The 14,140-nt window shown below is 61.2% G+C and carries 17 protein-coding genes; 6 read left to right on the forward strand and 11 right to left on the reverse strand.

What is annotated here, in order from left to right; all coding sequences use genetic code 11:
• Window position 1 precedes the first annotated feature (1 nt).
• The 4 genes from mch to fae all read left to right on the forward strand — a co-directional run bounded on the left by mch (window position 2) and on the right by fae (window position 3,520).
• A complete protein-coding gene (mch, locus tag BM399_RS19110; protein WP_092869379.1) occupies window positions 2-961 on the forward strand; it encodes a methenyltetrahydromethanopterin cyclohydrolase in 960 nt (319 codons plus the stop codon).
• Window positions 945-1,916: an ATP-grasp domain-containing protein gene (locus BM399_RS19115; protein WP_092869380.1), complete on the forward strand. Its 972-nt coding sequence runs from the start codon at window positions 945-947 to the stop codon at window positions 1,914-1,916. Before mch ends, BM399_RS19115 begins: the two co-directional genes overlap by 17 nt.
• Complete coding sequence (locus BM399_RS19120) at window positions 1,913-2,776, forward strand: triphosphoribosyl-dephospho-CoA synthase (RefSeq protein WP_092869381.1); 864 nt, start codon at window positions 1,913-1,915, stop codon at window positions 2,774-2,776. The genes BM399_RS19115 and BM399_RS19120 overlap by 4 nt, the downstream gene beginning before the upstream one ends.
• A 231-nt stretch (window positions 2,777-3,007) precedes the next feature.
• The gene (gene fae / locus BM399_RS19125) at window positions 3,008-3,520 is read left to right on the forward strand and encodes a formaldehyde-activating enzyme (RefSeq protein ID WP_092869382.1); all 513 of its coding nucleotides are present in this window, start codon (window positions 3,008-3,010) and stop codon (window positions 3,518-3,520) included.
• 187 nt (window positions 3,521-3,707) lie between these two features.
• Here the strand turns inward: fae and BM399_RS19130 are convergent, their stop codons facing one another.
• A complete protein-coding gene (locus BM399_RS19130; RefSeq protein ID WP_092869383.1) occupies window positions 3,708-4,415 on the reverse strand; it encodes a HisA/HisF-related TIM barrel protein in 708 nt (235 codons plus the stop codon).
• 59 nt (window positions 4,416-4,474) lie between these two features.
• Here BM399_RS19130 and BM399_RS19135 point away from each other — a divergent pair, with 59 nt between their 5' ends.
• Window positions 4,475-5,485, forward strand: a complete 1,011-nt coding sequence (locus BM399_RS19135) for a hydantoinase/oxoprolinase family protein (protein WP_092869384.1) — start codon at window positions 4,475-4,477, stop codon at window positions 5,483-5,485.
• A 55-nt stretch (window positions 5,486-5,540) separates the two neighbouring features.
• Here BM399_RS19135 and BM399_RS19140 read toward each other — a convergent pair whose 3' ends face one another.
• The 10 genes from BM399_RS19140 to BM399_RS19185 all read right to left on the reverse strand — a co-directional run bounded on the left by BM399_RS19140 (window position 5,541) and on the right by BM399_RS19185 (window position 12,565).
• On the reverse strand, window positions 5,541-5,840 hold the full coding sequence (locus tag BM399_RS19140) for a hypothetical protein (RefSeq protein WP_244531374.1): 300 nt from the start codon (window positions 5,838-5,840) through the stop codon (window positions 5,541-5,543).
• Window positions 5,841-5,954: 114 nt separating this feature from the next.
• Window positions 5,955-7,193, reverse strand: coding sequence for a class I SAM-dependent methyltransferase (locus BM399_RS19145; protein ID WP_244531375.1), 1,239 nt, complete (start codon window positions 7,191-7,193; stop codon window positions 5,955-5,957).
• Window positions 7,133-7,714 carry a DUF447 domain-containing protein gene (locus BM399_RS19150; protein ID WP_092869386.1) on the reverse strand — a complete coding sequence of 194 codons (582 nt, stop codon included), beginning with the start codon at window positions 7,712-7,714 and terminating at the stop codon, window positions 7,133-7,135. Before BM399_RS19150 ends, BM399_RS19145 begins: the two co-directional genes overlap by 61 nt.
• Window positions 7,714-8,328, reverse strand: a complete 615-nt coding sequence (locus BM399_RS19155) for an amino acid kinase family protein (RefSeq protein WP_092869387.1) — start codon at window positions 8,326-8,328, stop codon at window positions 7,714-7,716. Before BM399_RS19155 ends, BM399_RS19150 begins: the two co-directional genes overlap by 1 nt.
• Window positions 8,321-8,776: a dihydroneopterin aldolase gene (locus BM399_RS19160; protein WP_092869388.1), complete on the reverse strand. Its 456-nt coding sequence runs from the start codon at window positions 8,774-8,776 to the stop codon at window positions 8,321-8,323. The genes BM399_RS19155 and BM399_RS19160 overlap by 8 nt, the downstream gene beginning before the upstream one ends.
• Window positions 8,773-9,510, reverse strand: a complete 738-nt coding sequence (locus BM399_RS19165) for a (5-formylfuran-3-yl)methyl phosphate synthase (protein ID WP_092869389.1) — start codon at window positions 9,508-9,510, stop codon at window positions 8,773-8,775. The genes BM399_RS19160 and BM399_RS19165 overlap by 4 nt, the downstream gene beginning before the upstream one ends.
• 35 nt (window positions 9,511-9,545) lie before the next feature.
• Window positions 9,546-10,304 carry an ABC transporter ATP-binding protein gene (locus tag BM399_RS19170; protein WP_092869390.1) on the reverse strand — a complete coding sequence of 253 codons (759 nt, stop codon included), beginning with the start codon at window positions 10,302-10,304 and terminating at the stop codon, window positions 9,546-9,548.
• Window positions 10,292-11,104: an ABC transporter permease gene (locus BM399_RS19175; protein WP_092869391.1), complete on the reverse strand. Its 813-nt coding sequence runs from the start codon at window positions 11,102-11,104 to the stop codon at window positions 10,292-10,294. Before BM399_RS19175 ends, BM399_RS19170 begins: the two co-directional genes overlap by 13 nt.
• Window positions 11,067-12,053: an ABC transporter substrate-binding protein gene (locus tag BM399_RS19180; RefSeq protein ID WP_092869392.1), complete on the reverse strand. Its 987-nt coding sequence runs from the start codon at window positions 12,051-12,053 to the stop codon at window positions 11,067-11,069. The genes BM399_RS19175 and BM399_RS19180 overlap by 38 nt, the downstream gene beginning before the upstream one ends.
• Entirely contained in the window at window positions 12,050-12,565 is a 516-nt protein-coding gene (locus BM399_RS19185) for a DUF3280 domain-containing protein (RefSeq protein ID WP_244531376.1), read from the reverse strand. The genes BM399_RS19180 and BM399_RS19185 overlap by 4 nt, the downstream gene beginning before the upstream one ends.
• A 328-nt stretch (window positions 12,566-12,893) precedes the next feature.
• Between BM399_RS19185 and BM399_RS19190 the strand changes: the two genes are divergently transcribed.
• Window positions 12,894-14,114: an ABC transporter substrate-binding protein gene (locus tag BM399_RS19190; RefSeq protein WP_092869393.1), complete on the forward strand. Its 1,221-nt coding sequence runs from the start codon at window positions 12,894-12,896 to the stop codon at window positions 14,112-14,114.
• The last annotated feature ends 26 nt before the right edge of the window (window positions 14,115-14,140 follow it).

Raw genomic sequence — 14,140 nt, forward strand, 5'->3', positions numbered from 1 at the left:
AATGCCAAAGCAGCCCAGCGTCTCGGCCGGCGCCGCAAAGATCGTCGACGACATCGTAGCCAACGCCGACGCACTCCGCATCTCCGTCACGAAAGGCAGCCTCGGCGAACGCCTTATCGATATGGGCGCGAACGTCATCGGCGGACTTGAAGCCGGCCGCCGTCTCGGCGAAGTCTGCATGGGCGGCCTCGGCACCGTCGCATTCACGCAATCGTCCGGCCTTCAGAATTGGCCGCTCGGCGTCGTCGTCTCCTCGAACAATCCGGTCATTGCCTGCCTCGCCAGCCAGTACGCCGGCTGGACGATCAGCGACGAAGCTTCGGGCTTCTTCGCGCTCGGCTCCGGACCGGCCCGCGCGCTGTCGCGCGTCGAAGACTTGTACAAAGAACTCGGCTACGTCGACCACCACCCGCAGGCGACGCTCGTCATCGAGGGCGATAAGGCCCCGCCGTCGGCAGTCATCGCGAAGCTGTCGACCAGCTGCGGCATCGATCCGACCGGCCTGACCATCATGTACGCGACGACCTGGAGCCTCGCCGGCACCGTGCAGATTGCAGCCCGCGTTCTCGAGGTCGCGATCCACAAAGCCCACGCCCTGCACTTCCCGCTCGAAAACATCCTCGACGGCACGGGGACGACGCCGATCGCGCCGCCGGTTCCCGATTTCGTCAAGGCGATGGGGCGCACCAACGATGCGATCATCTATGGCGGCCGCATCCATCTCTTCGTCAAAGGTCCCGACACCGATGCGAAGCGGCTTGCAGAGAACCTGCCGTCCAGCACGTGCAGCGCCTATGGCAAACCGTTCGCCGAAATCTTCGCCGACGTTAACGGCGACTTCTATAAGATCGACCCGATGCTGTTCTCACCCGCTCAGGTGATCGTCTCGAACGTCGAGACGGGCAATTCCTTCCGCGCAGGCGAGCTGGCGCCGGAGATCGTCGATGCGAGCTTCCGCTGAGATAAAGCCTGATCCTTCGGGAGCTCCAGGCGATGGTCTTCACCTCGCCCTTCTGATCGAGGAAGGGCGGGGCGAATGGCACGCGCGCCGCATCGTGCGCTCGCTCGAAGCCATGGGCGCCCGCGTTACGGTTTCCTCGCTTCCCCATTGCGCCTTCGATACCGGGCTCGAAAGCGGCATCGACATTCCGGGCTTCAAAGGCCGCTTGCCCGACGGCGTATTCGTCCGCTCGATCTCGGCGGGCACGCTCGAGCAGATCACGTTCCGGTTGGGCCTCTTGCATGCGCTGCGCGAAAGCGGCGTGCGCGTCTGGAACGATGCACGCGCCATCGAGCGCTGCGTGGATAAATCGCAAACCACGTTTCTTCTGCACAAGAACGGCATCCCGACCCCGCGCACGCGCGTCTGCGAAACGCTTCCTCACGCCCTCGAATATACCGAAGGTCTCGATCGCCCGCTTGTCGTGAAGCCTATCTTCGGCAGCCAGGGCAAAGGCATCGGCAGGATCGAACAGCAGAGCGAACTGCCTGCACCCGAAACCGTCGATCAGATGTACTACATGCAGGATTACGTCCCGCCGAAGGATGGCCTCTACGAAGACTGGCGCGTTCTCGCGACGAGGCATCGCGTCGTCGCGGCCATGACACGCCGGGGCACCAATTGGGTGACGAACATTCATCAGGGCGGCAAGGCCCGGGTCCATCTTCCCGACGCCGAGATGGTCAGCGTCTCGATGGCCGCGATGCGCGCCGTCGATGCCGATTACGCCGGCATCGATCTCATTCGAACGGCTGATGGCGAGCTGCAGGTGTTGGAAGTCAATTCCAATCCCGCATGGCGCGGCCTACAAGGCGTGGCCGACGTCAACATCGCGTGGTCCATCGCCGAGGACTTCTTGAAAACCGTCCTTGAGCACCGCGCGGCGTCGGGCATCCCCGTCGCAGTGGAATCATGAAGCGCCCGCGTCAACCGGCCGAGATAACCGCGGCCTTCCTCGACGCTTGCTACGCCGAACTTAACGCGTTGAAGCCTGGCAATGTCCACCGCCATTCCGCCGGGCACGGCATGGAGGTGCTCCATTTCGAGCAGGCGGCGAAAGCCGCAGCGGGTCCGATCGCGGATCCCTCACTGAGCGTCGGCAAACGCATCCTCCGCGCAACTGAAGCAAGCGTTGCCGCGACTGGCATGAATACCAACCTCGGCATCGTGCTTCTTTGCGCGCCGCTCGCGAAAGCTGCGAGCGAGACGACGTTCGACGTCGGCCTCCGCCGCCGCCTCGGCAACATTCTTTCGGCCCTCGATGTAGCGGACGCCGAAGACGCGTTCGAAGCAATCCGCATCGCCAATCCCGCGGGCCTCGGCGCAGTCGGTGACGGAGACGTTCGCGCTGACGCAAACCGGCTCACGCTCATTGCTGCAATGCACCTCGCCGCCGAACGCGATCGCATCGCGAACGCCTATGTGAACGTCTTCGCAGATGTTTTCGATTTCGCTTTGCCCGTCCTCCACGCAGCGCGGGCTGCGCCTGGTGCCGACCCGGCCCTATCGATAACGACGTTGCATATGTCGCTTCTGGCCGAGTTCCCCGACACACACATCACGCGGAAATACGGTCTCGAAACCGCCGTCGATGTGCAGCGCGAAGCACACGCGCTGAAGTCAAGCTGGTTTCCTGTTGCAACTGCGAAATCGCTGCCCGCGCTTCTGGACTTTGACGCAAAGTTGAAACAGAGCCGTCTCAATCCAGGTACGACTGCCGATTTTGTAGTCACCACCCTTTTCGCCGACGCGTTAATCGAGCGGAAACACTCCTGAATGCCGCCGCGCCCGATTTTAAGGGCTTGTCTCGTTCGTTGACCTAGGGCAATACAGGCGCCGTGTCCGCATTCGCTGCGGACCTATCCATTGTGCCTGACGCTGGTACTCATGACACCAGGGCGCCGACGTGCTTGGATATTCATCGCCAGAGCAACACAGCGAAATCCCGCCTTTTGACGGGGGAGCGTTGGTGCTCATATCGTTTATTTCGTGGGAGGAACCCCCCTAATGGCCAAAATTAATAAAGTCATGGTCGGCGAGTCGCTCGTCGGCGACGGCAACGAAGTCGCTCACATCGACCTCATCATCGGACCGCGCGGTTCGGCTGCTGAGACGGCTTTCTGCAACGCCCTGACGAACAACAAGGACGGCTTCACGACGCTCCTCGCCGTCATTGCGCCGAACCTGGCCTGCAAGCCGAACACGATCCTTTACAACAAGGTCACGATCAAGGACGCCCGTCAGGCCGTTCAGATGTTCGGACCCGCTCAGTACGGCGTTGCAAAGGCCGTTCAGGACTCGGTTGCTGAAGGCGTCATCCCGGCTGCTGAAGCTGATGATCTCTACATCTGCGTTGGCGTGTTCATCCACTGGGAAGCTGCCGACGACGCCAAGATCCAGGACTACAACTACCGCGCCGTGAAGGAATCGATCGCACGCGCTGTTGCAGGCAAGCCGACGGCTGCCGAAGCAACCGCTCAGCGTAACTCGGCTCAGCATCCGTTCGCTGCTAAGACTTGAAGCGGAAACCGTCCTCAGCAGGTCGAAAACAAAAATAATACTGCCCCTCCCATGAAGGGGGGTCTGCTGCAGCGATTGGGTAGACTGCTCTCCGGCCGTTACAGCGGTTGACAACCGAGAAGAAGCCAAGGCCGCAACTTGGCTTCGAACTCGGATTGAGCGGCTGCTGCCAATTCTGGACTGGACATCACCGGCCGGCGACTTCCTTGAGGTCGCCGGCCGAAATTTTTCCCGAATGCAATGCCGAAGAGACGAGCGCGCCTTTGACGCCGATCTTTCGGAGCGCATCGAGATCTTCGCGATTTCGAACACCGCCGGCCGCGTAGACGCGGCGCGCGCCCGCGCGCGACACGATATCTGTGAGCTTTTGGAAATCGGGGCCTGCGTTCGCGCCAACGCGATCGAGCGTCATGACGATGACCCGCGAGGGCCAAAGCGACGAATCGGTCAGCAGCGTCTCCGGCCCCATGAATTCGTCATGCCTGAAATCGAGAGACAGGATCGTGCGCCCCGGCGCTTCGGCGGCGATGTCGCCCCAGACGCGCGCCGTCTCGACGCTTTCCGATCCGACGACAAGGGTTGAAACAGGCGCGGCGAGTACGGCACGCGCAGCGCCGCGCGATCCCGTACCGGCATCTATCCAGATCTCGACACCCGGCAGAACATGGCTGAGCGCCTGAACGAGGTGCTTGTCGCGGCCCCGCCCCTCGATGCCGTCGAGATCGGCTAAGTAAAGTCTGCGGAACGTAAAAAGCTTAGCGAGGCCACGCGCCAGATCTACAGGGTCCGACGACGCCGCAATCGGCGTTTCGATGGGCCGATAAGCCGAACGCTCCCCCTTGACCGCACGAACGACCTGTCCGTGCGCGACATCGATAACCGGAATTACGTCCACTGCTTGCCTCCTCGGGCTCTCAGTGTATCACGAGCAACGATAGTGAAGTGAAGGCCCAAATGACGAAGGTCACAATTGGCTTGGACGTTGGCGGCGCGCACCTCAAGGTCGCGCGCGTAGAGGACGGCCGCGTCGTCTCCGTGCACCAGATCCCCTGCCCGCTTTGGGAAGGTTTGAATCGGCTCGACCAAGCCCTCCAGGACGCCGCCACGATCATCGAAGGTCATAGCGTCTGCGCCATCACGATGACCGGCGAACTGACCGAGATCTTCGAAAGCCGCGAAGCGGGTGTTCTGGCGATCGTTCAAAGACTGCGCGAGCGCCTCCAGGGCGAGCTTCGCATTTTCATGGGCCTCAAAGGCTTCGCCGCGCCGCAAGCGGCAATCGGTGATCCGCTCTCCGTCGCATCGGCAAATTTCATCGCAACGGCCGAGCTCGTCGCCCGCCTCCGCCCGAAGTCGCTGCTCATCGACATGGGATCGACGACGACCGACATCATCGCGTGTGATCGCCCGTTGGGCCTCACCGACGCCGAACGTCTGCAGACCGGCGAGCTGGTCTATACGGGGCTGACGCGAACGTCCGTTGCATCAATCGCGAACCGCGCGCCGCTGGCGGGCCAGTGGCAGAGTTTGGCCCGCGATGGTTTCGCGACGATGGCCGATGTGCGCCGCATCCTCGGCGATCTGCCCGATGACGTCGACCAGCATCCAACGGCTGATGGGCGCGGAAAAACCCAAGAAGAAAGTCTCGCCCGCTTCGCCCGCGGATTCGGCCGGGATGCCGAAATGCGCCACCTGCCGACGTGGCAGGTTTCTGCGGCTTATGTTTCCGAACGGCAGTTGCGATCGATTCACGACGGCGCGCTCCAAGTCCTGTCACGTCCTCGCGGCGAAGTGCGCTCCGTCGTGCTCGCCGGCATCGGCGCATCGCACGCGGAAAAAATTGCGGACCGATTGCAGCTTCCCGCATACGCATTCGGCACGCTCGTTGATGCGAGCGACGATCAGCGAGAGTGGGCGACGCGTTGCGCACCAGCCGTAGCCGTAGCACTTCTTCTGCACAAATAAATTCGGCCGCAACAGATACCGTCGCGGCCGAACAAAAAAATCAGTGGCGAATGTCTCAGCCGCGTTCGCGACGGAGCCGCACGAGATCGAACGAACCGCCTTCGAGTTCCAGATCGTAAATGTGACCGTTCGCACGCTTGGCGCTATCGATCTTCCAATTGCCATGCGACCAGCGGATCTTGCGCCATTCGACGAAGCCCATGTGCTGCAGCCTCTCCGCAACGACCGCCGGATCTTCGCGGACTTCGTCACGCGCGCTTGCAGGAAGTGCCATAGCCACACTGATAGCGGCAACGGCCGAAGCGAGCCGTACGAAACGGGAGACGTCAATCATCGAGTTCTGCCTTCTTTTCATGAATTCACTCAGGGGGTCCCGAGCATCAAACATATGAAGCCCGGATGAGTTCCCTCTATACGCATTCCACGTCAGTGAGCAACAAATGAGGCGTGCAATAAAATCGCAGCGAGACTACTCGACATCCTTGAGTTGTGACTCGAGATGTTGCGTCGAAAAACCGGTAGTATTCTTCAACGCCTGATACTGTTCGCGCGCCGATACCCGATCCACGTGAGAAGATCTGACCGCCGCAATCAGAATATTCTTTGACGTGTGTTCAGTCGAAACGAACTCGATCAACTTGACTTTGTAACCTGACGATTCAAGCAGCAGCGCTCGCGCCGCATCCGTCACGAGATCCGCCTGACGTTGCTTCAGAAGCGGATATTTTATGAGCCCGAGCAAGCCTTCGCCCGTATCTATGATCTGCGGCGCGATTTCGTGCTGGCAACAGGGTGCGGACAGGATGAGCGCGGCGTTCCCGCGAACGCCAAGCGCCATCGCATCATCCGTCGCGGTATCGCACGCATGCAGTGCGATGATGATATCGATGCCGGCGCGCGATATCCGCGACGCTTCTTCAGCAACGAAATTCAATCCGCCAAATCCGAGCTCTCGCGCAAGCCCATTACAGAACGCGACGAGTTCGGCGCGCAACTCGATACCGGCCATCTCGCAACGGTAGCCAAGTTGCGTCGTCAGATAATCGTAGAACGCGAAGGTCAGATATCCTTTGCCGGAGCCGATATCGACGACCTTGAGCGGCTCATCCTTTTTAAGATCGCTTTCCTTGATCAGATCGTCCGCAATCTCGATGAACCGGCAAATCTGACGATACTTTCCCTGCATCGACGGCTTGATACGGCCCTCGCTGTCCGCAACCTGCAGCGCCTTGAGATACGGCCTGTCGGGGGGAACGAGATATGCCTTCTTGCGATCGTGCGACGCGGGCTCCGCCGATTTCAACGTTGCCTTTCCGCTCGCCAAGTGCGGAACACCCTTGCGGCTGTAGTCGAGGCGAACGTCCCGCGCCGTCGAAAAGAGCGTGGCGCTCATATAGGTTTCGCCGATCGACGAACCGATCGCGCGCAAACCCTCGTCGATTTTGTAGGTCTTCGTTTCGTCCTTGCGCTGAAAGCTCGTGACGAGCTTCAGATGCGGCACATCCTTGAGCGTCACGATCGTCGCAATCGCCTTGCTCGCTTCGCCCGAGCCCCGAAATTTTCCGAGCGAGAGCTTGGCGAACGATCCGTCATCGATCGCGTCGGCAAAAGCCTTGATGAACGCACTCTTGGCGTCGCCGCCGGGCTTCATAACGTCGACTTGTCGAACCGTGCCTGACGCCACGCCGAAACCTTTTCCATCAGCCATTCCCATGCCTCTTCTTCGCGCGGGCCGGCGGTCTTCGAAATTGCGATTTCGAGATATTTCAATTCGCCTTCTATCTTCTCCGGCGGCAGCATGTTGAGCCGGGTCGTCAGCACGGCAAGTTCGATGACTGCCGCTTGCGCACGATTGAAGCCCTGCCACGCCTTATGCATTTCCTCGTCCACGATGGAGCAAAGAAACCGCGGCCGCTGTTCATCCTCGACGATCTTCTCGACCTTCAGTTCCCAATGCGAGACGCAATCGGCGAGCCTGTCGCCTTTGATTGTTCGCGTCGGCAGCAGCGGCCAAATTTTGCGTCCCGTCACGGCCCCTGCGAAAACCCGAACGTCGTCCGTATGGCTCGCCGCCGCGACCGGATTGATGCGGAGATTGTCGAGCGTGGTCGACGGCCGGAACGGCGCAATGATCCAATACGTCCCGTCGTCGATCAGACCAAGAGGAGCGATATGCGCCTCACCTTCGGCGTTGAAGGTCGTCACGATCGTTTCGACGATACGCGGCATCAGTCGGCTCCTTCGCCGGCCAGGATTGCGGCCATCGCCTCATCGGCCGCCGGCCCGAAAATGGACCACGAAACCCCGGCCCGCGCAACGATCTCGGGAAAAAACCCATCGACCACGCCTTGCTGCGCGAGTTCCTCAGCAGAAAGACCATCCGCAACATCGACGGACTTCAGAAGGATGAGCCGCGCGTCCAGAAGTTCGGCGAGCCGCACCGCGAGACTATCCGACGTGACCGACCAGTCGGCGGAGACCGACTCGTCGTCGCCGATCATGCGAAGCGGCGCCCAGACGGGAATGTGTCCATCCATGATGCTGTCGGAAATTTCGTCGAGCGAGCGAGCGACTTTCACACCGGAGCACTGCGAAGCGATCCATTCCGCCATCTGCTCCATGGCAAGCATGGCAAGCCGATGAGCCACCGCGTCGTTGAAGTTTATCTCACGCTGCAAACTCCGCACGGCATCCGCGAACGGGCCGCCGCCGGGCACGATGACGATCGGTATCTGCGCCGCGCTGAGCATCGCCAGCATCTCGCCGAGACGTCCGGTCCCTGCAAGGCTCCCGCCGACTTTGATGACAAGCGGGCGAATGCCGTTTTTGCGGCTCTCAGCCACGTCCGAACTCGCGTGCGGCGGCTCTCGTCGCTGGCCGAATGATCTCGACGCCTCTCAACGGCCCGCGTTCGAGCTTTTCGAGAACGACGCGAACCGCAACGACACGTCTGTCCGCGAGCACCTGCGCTGCGATGCGCTCGGCAAACGTCTCGACGAGATTGATGTGGCCGCCGCGCGCGAGGGCGACGATCATGTCGATGATGTCGGCATAGGACGGAACTTCCGCCATCTGGTCTTCGACGCTGAAGACGTCCTTGTCCAAACGCGCTTCGACCGTGAAGCGAACCTTCTGCGTCACACCCTGTTCTTCCGCGTAGACGCCGACGTTGCAATCGACGACGTAGTCGCGAACGAAAATGGAATCGCCGAGTTCACGCACGTCTGCGGCTGCCTTCTTCAATGCCACTGAACCAGTGTCGTCGGCCTTTACAGGCTTCTTATCTTTCATGCCGCTGACGTCTCCGATGATACCTTTGCGAGCCGAGCCTGATCGATTGCGCGCCGCACCTGAACGACCCGATCAGCTTCGACGGCGCCTTTGCGCCCTGAGGGACACAGCGCGCCGCGGAACCCCAGCATATCGGGTTCGAGGCTGGTAAGCCCCGCGATATCGCTTTCCCTGAGAGATCCCGCGAGTCCGGCGAACAAATCGTTAGCGCGCGCAACGCGGAGGAATTGGCTCAACTGGCGAACGGAAAGAACCGATGTCAAACTGCCGGCAGCCTTGTCGGCGGTATCGAGCATCACGCCCGAGAACCCGGCACGCCGAAGCACCGGCAGAACGTCGAAATCCGGAGCGCGATCCGCCATCAGCACGGCAACGAGCTGCGCCAGGGGAGAACACGCGGCGCCAGCCGCCGAGATCGCCTCGCGAGGGTCCTCGTCTCCGAAGAAGCCGATCTTCACGACGTCGACGCCGGTCTTGGCCATCGCGATCGCCGCCGCGCTCATAACCTCGGGATCGGACGGAAGGTCGCCGACCGTTGCGCTGACCGGAAGTCGCCCGCCGATGCGACTGACGATATCCCGAACGGTCGAATGAGGCAGCGCGCCGAGCGCGCCCGATACCGGGTCCTTGCAGTCAATGATGTCCGCGCCGCCCTCCAGCGCGATTTCCGCCTCGTCCGCGTTCGTCACACTGGCGAGAAAGGCGGGTCTGCCTCGTCTCAAACCTTCGATCATTCCGTCATTCCGAGATTGGTCCGCCGTCGGCGATTCTAGGCGGCGAAGATGCGGTTCTGCTCCGCAAGCACGGCAGCACGGTCATGGCGCTGCGCCTCGGTCAGGTCAATGGTCACATCCTGAACGACACTCGCCTTTCCGGGCGCCAAGCGCAAGATGCGCGTTCCGAGCTGAATTGCCTCGGTCCGATCGTGGGTAACGAAGATCACGGTCGTCGGATGGCTGTGCCAAAGTTCCAGCAACAGGTCCCGCAGGCTCTGCGCGGTCTGCTCGTCGAGCGATACAAACGGCTCGTCCATCAGCAGGATTTCCGGCTCCAGGATGAACCCGCGAGCCAGCGCCGCACGGCGCTGCATGCCGAGCGACAGGCGCTCCGGATAGGCGTTCATGGCCTGTCCGAGCCCCACGCGCTCGAGCATGGCTGCGATCCGCGATTGCCTCGGATCGCCGTCAGGCAGAGCCAGTGAGATGTTTTCGTAAACTGTGCGCCACGGCAAGAGCCGGGGCGTCTGAAAGATGAACGCCAGACGGTCCCTTGCAGGCCCGAGATCGACGCTGCCGTCGTAGTCCCGGTCGAGCCCCGCCATGATGTTGAGCAACGTCGACTTTCCGCATCCGGACGGTCCGGTGATGACCAGGAAGGACCGGGGCGCGACCTCGAATGAAATGTCTTTCAACACCAGCTGCGCGGCGCGATCGCCGACAGGCGGAAAGACCTTGCGGTGGACTGAAACGCTGATCGGCGCCCCGCCCGCGACGTCGATTTTGCCGTTTGCCACGTTCAACGACGCCATGCGCTCACCCGTGCCTGCAACGGTTGCAACAGCAGAAATTCGATAGCCTGCACGATCAGGATGAACGCCAGCGCATAAGCCAGGATCGTGCTGACATCGAATTCCTGGAAAGCGATGCTCAAGCGATAACCGACTCCGCTCGACCGTCCGAACGCTTCGACGACAAGCACGATCTTCCAGACGAGCGAAAGACCGGAACGCGCCGACGCCGCGAAGAACGGCGCGAGTTGCGGCAGCGTCACGTGGCGCAGCGTCTTCCACCAACCGAATTTGTAGATCTTCGCCATCTCGTCGAGATCTTTGGAAAGGCTGCGCGCACCTTCCCGCATATTCACGGCGACGTTCGGAATTTTATTGAGCGCCACGGCGGTGATCGCAGCGATGTCGGTCAGACCGAACCAGATATAGCAAAGCGTGATCGTTACGAGCGCCGGCAGATTGAGGAAAAGGATCAGCCACGCATCGAAGAACTTGTCCGCCGTCTTGAAGCGGCCCAGCGCCAGCCCGATCGCGGTTCCAATGAACATCGAAACGACGAAGGCCACGGCGACGCGGGCAAGCGTGGCCGACGTATTGATCCAGAGATCGCCGCTCGCGCTCTCGCGCCAGAGCACGTCGAAAACCGTGATCGGCGTCGGCAGGTATTTATTTTGAACGTAGACGGCGATGAGCTGCCAAAGCACGGCCAGCGCCAAGAGCGAGCCCGCCATCCAAGCGAGCCGCTCCAGCGCAGCCGTAAAGCCCAAAGGCGCGGCGATCGGCTTAGGTGTGGAAAAGATTCTGGTCGAAATGGGTGCCATCGCCAACGAGTTCCGTATCGCCGAGTTCAATGAGAAGGTCCGTCAGCTTCTTTGCTGCCGCCGTTTCCGCCACTCCCCACGATCCCGTGATGCCCGACCTATAGTAATCCCGGATCGCGAAGAGTTCCGCGTCCGACGCGGGCTTGATCAATGGTCGAAGCCGCTGCCAGGCATCATCGGACGAAGCCAGCACATGGTTGGCATCCACTACGGCGGCAAGCAGCTTATCGACAGGAACGCCGTTATCGTGGACCTGTTTCTCCGACCAGATGAAACCGACGAGCGGCGGCGTCGGCGCGACGTCCAGACCTTTGACGACGTCAGCCATCGTCAGCAGCTGCTGCGCACCTTCTGCCTGGAGCCGCGCTGCGTAGGTCCAGAAGTTCAATACCGCATCGATGCGGCCGTTCCTGAACTCTTCCGTCACCAGCGGAGCCGCCCCGAAGACGGGCTCGGCAATACTGGCAATGTCTTTGCCGAGCGTCTTGCGCGAGTAAGCCCGCAGCAAGATCCAGCTCTTGTCGATGCCCGTGCCGGCGACGCCTATCTTTTTTCCCTCGAGATCGGCGAGCGATTTGATCGGGCCGTCCTTGCGGACCATGACGCTGCCGAGAGCCGACGAATAAGGTGCGAACTTGAGATCGCCCCCCTTCGCCCGTTGCCTGAGCGCCCACGTCCAATCGCTGACGATGACGTCCGCGGCGTGCGAGAGGAGCGCCACCGGCGCCGCCTGATTGTTCGAAACCTCGACGACCTGCAAATTGAGATCGTGCTTCTTGTCGATCCCTTCCCACCGGATCGTATCGATCAGCCAGCTCACAGAGCCGAACTTCACCGACGTCAGCCGCACCGGCACCGAAGCGGAAGCGATGGCGAGCCTCGGCATCAGCGTCGCGGCGACGAATGCCGAGCCGGTTGCGAGAACGCTGCGGCGGGTGTGCTTCGTCATTTCGGCTGAGCCTCGACGTTGAACCTGTTTCTCCAGAGATAGCGAACCCCGTGCAGCCAGAGTTCGTCGGTGTTGCCGTTGATCGCAGCCGACATCGTTTTGGTCAGCTCACCGGTTTTGGTGTCGCGCGCAACGATCCGCAAGCTGAGCAGGGCGTCCGAAACTTTATCGACGTAACCCGTGACGGCGATGTCCGCGCCTGCTTCCTTAGCGATCGGCACTTCGCAGCCGTTGCATTGGTCGAAGGGCGAAGCCGCCTCGATCTCCTTGGCATGGGGGGCGAGGTCGACGACCGCGTATTTCCCGTCCTTCGCCATTAACGCTTTGAGTTCCTCGACGACGACCGTTAGCCGGCGCAAGTCCTCTGGGTTGTACTGGGGAACGATCTCGCCATCCTGCTGCGCGTCGTGGATGCCGAAGGGAAAGACAGCTGCTTTCGTCGTCGTGGCGTGGGCAGGAACGGCCATAAAGAACGGTACGAAGAGGCATAAGATCCGCTTAAGCATGCGCATGGACTGTCATTTCCAAGTTATTGAGCGAACTCAGACTTCAAGGAGGATTTTGCGCCCGGCCGAAGCGCTTTACCTTAGGTGCCCGTTTCCCCCCAATGATTGCAAGAGGTTCCGGCCCGCTTTGCCACGCACACCCGGTCACAAACGCGCGAGGCGGGAGCCGCCAGCTTGACAACTGGGACGGCCAGCCCCTTTTAGCAACATAGTAACACTTGCACCTCGCGCTAACGTGGGCGCGGGCTAAACGCCGATCGGAGTTGGAACATTGGCATTCCCAAATACCGGCGCCACCGCATCTCCGCCCCAACGGAACTGGAAGGCGGCCTGCATGGCATTCGCGCTTACAGCGGCCTTTGCGCTCCCCGCCCGCGCCGAAGACTCGCCTCAGCCGGCACCCATTCCGATCCCGACAGCACAACCTCAGGGCGTAAACATTAAGATTCTTTACGTTAAAGAGAACCGCTCGAAAGAGCTTCCGCTGTCGCTGCTCGACCAGCCAAATCCGGATGACGGCATCGCCGGCGCCAAGCTCGGCATCGCCGATAACAACACGACCGGCCGCTTCCTCAACCAGACGTTCACGATGGACGTCCTTGAGGGCGACATCGACGAGCTGATCAAGGGCGCCACCGAGAAGCTCTCAGGCGGCGATTCCTTCATTATCGCCGACGTCGAACCGGACTCCTTGCTGAAGTTGTCCGATGCATTGGCAGGCAAGCCCGCTCAGATTTTCAACGTCGGCAACCCCGACGACCGGCTGCGCGAGGAAGACTGCCGGCCCAACGTGATGCACACGGCGCCCACCCGCACGATGCTGGCCGACGCCCTCACTCAGTATCTCGTATGGAAACGCTGGCCGAACTGGCTGCTCGTCGTCGGACCGAGCCCCAAAGATCAGCTCCTCGCAGACGCCTATCGCCGGTCCGCGAAGAAATTCGGCGCGAAGATCGTCGAGGAGCGGCAATTCAAGATCGATACCGGCAACCGCCGCGCCGATGGCGGATACGAGCAAATTCAGCAGCAGATCCCGCAGTTCCTGCAGGGCGCCAAGGATCACGACGTCGTCTTGGTCGTCGACGAGGACGAAGTGTTTGCCGACTATTTCCCCTATCGCACATGGGTTCCCCGCCCCATCGCCGGCTCCGCAGGTCTCGTACCATCGAGTTGGCACCCGGCACTCGAGTTGTGGGGCGGAACCCAGTTCCAGAATCGCTTCAAGAAACTCTCAGGCCGCATCATGCGCCCGATCGATTACGACGCGTGGGTCGCGACGCGCGCGGTCGGAGAAGCTGCCTCCAGAAAGCAGACGAGCGACTTCAAAACGCTGCGCGATTACATGCATTCGCCGAAGTTCGACGTCGCCGCCTTCAAGGGCATCGCCACGAGCTTCCGCACCTGGAACGGTCAATTCCGCCAGCCGCTGCTCGTTTCGACGCCGAAGCAGCTCGTCAGCGTCTCGCCGCAGCAGGGCTTCCTTCATCAATTCAGCGTGCTCGACACGCTCGGCATCGATAAACCGGAGACAAAGTGCAAAGCCTACACACAATGATCCTATCCGCTCCGCCAGCCCGGCGA

It is taken from the genome of Hyphomicrobium facile, from assembly GCF_900116175.1.
GTDB lineage: Bacteria > Pseudomonadota > Alphaproteobacteria > Rhizobiales > Hyphomicrobiaceae > Hyphomicrobium_B > Hyphomicrobium_B facile.

Bases quoted from the DNA above. Each gene is read 5' to 3' on its own strand.
- BM399_RS19190 (WP_092869393.1), top strand. From the start codon at position 12,894: ATGGCATTCGCGCTTACAGCGGCCTTTGCGCTCCCCGCCCGCGCCGAA.
- BM399_RS19170 (WP_092869390.1), bottom strand. From the start codon at position 10,304: ATGGCGTCGTTGAACGTGGCAAACGGCAAAATCGACGTCGCGGGCGGG.
- mch (WP_092869379.1), top strand. From the start codon at position 2: ATGCCAAAGCAGCCCAGCGTCTCGGCCGGCGCCGCAAAGATCGTCGAC.
- BM399_RS19180 (WP_092869392.1), bottom strand. From the start codon at position 12,053: ATGACGAAGCACACCCGCCGCAGCGTTCTCGCAACCGGCTCGGCATTC.
- BM399_RS19150 (WP_092869386.1), bottom strand. From the start codon at position 7,714: ATGCCGCGTATCGTCGAAACGATCGTGACGACCTTCAACGCCGAAGGT.
- BM399_RS19120 (WP_092869381.1), top strand. From the start codon at position 1,913: ATGAAGCGCCCGCGTCAACCGGCCGAGATAACCGCGGCCTTCCTCGAC.
- BM399_RS19140 (WP_244531374.1), bottom strand. From the start codon at position 5,840: ATGAAAAGAAGGCAGAACTCGATGATTGACGTCTCCCGTTTCGTACGG.
- BM399_RS19175 (WP_092869391.1), bottom strand. From the start codon at position 11,104: ATGGCACCCATTTCGACCAGAATCTTTTCCACACCTAAGCCGATCGCC.
- BM399_RS19115 (WP_092869380.1), top strand. From the start codon at position 945: ATGCGAGCTTCCGCTGAGATAAAGCCTGATCCTTCGGGAGCTCCAGGC.
- BM399_RS19135 (WP_092869384.1), top strand. From the start codon at position 4,475: ATGACGAAGGTCACAATTGGCTTGGACGTTGGCGGCGCGCACCTCAAG.
- BM399_RS19185 (WP_244531376.1), bottom strand. From the start codon at position 12,565: ATGCGCATGCTTAAGCGGATCTTATGCCTCTTCGTACCGTTCTTTATG.
- BM399_RS19165 (WP_092869389.1), bottom strand. From the start codon at position 9,510: ATGATCGAAGGTTTGAGACGAGGCAGACCCGCCTTTCTCGCCAGTGTG.
- fae (WP_092869382.1), top strand. From the start codon at position 3,008: ATGGCCAAAATTAATAAAGTCATGGTCGGCGAGTCGCTCGTCGGCGAC.
- BM399_RS19145 (WP_244531375.1), bottom strand. From the start codon at position 7,193: ATGGCTGATGGAAAAGGTTTCGGCGTGGCGTCAGGCACGGTTCGACAA.
- BM399_RS19160 (WP_092869388.1), bottom strand. From the start codon at position 8,776: ATGAAAGATAAGAAGCCTGTAAAGGCCGACGACACTGGTTCAGTGGCA.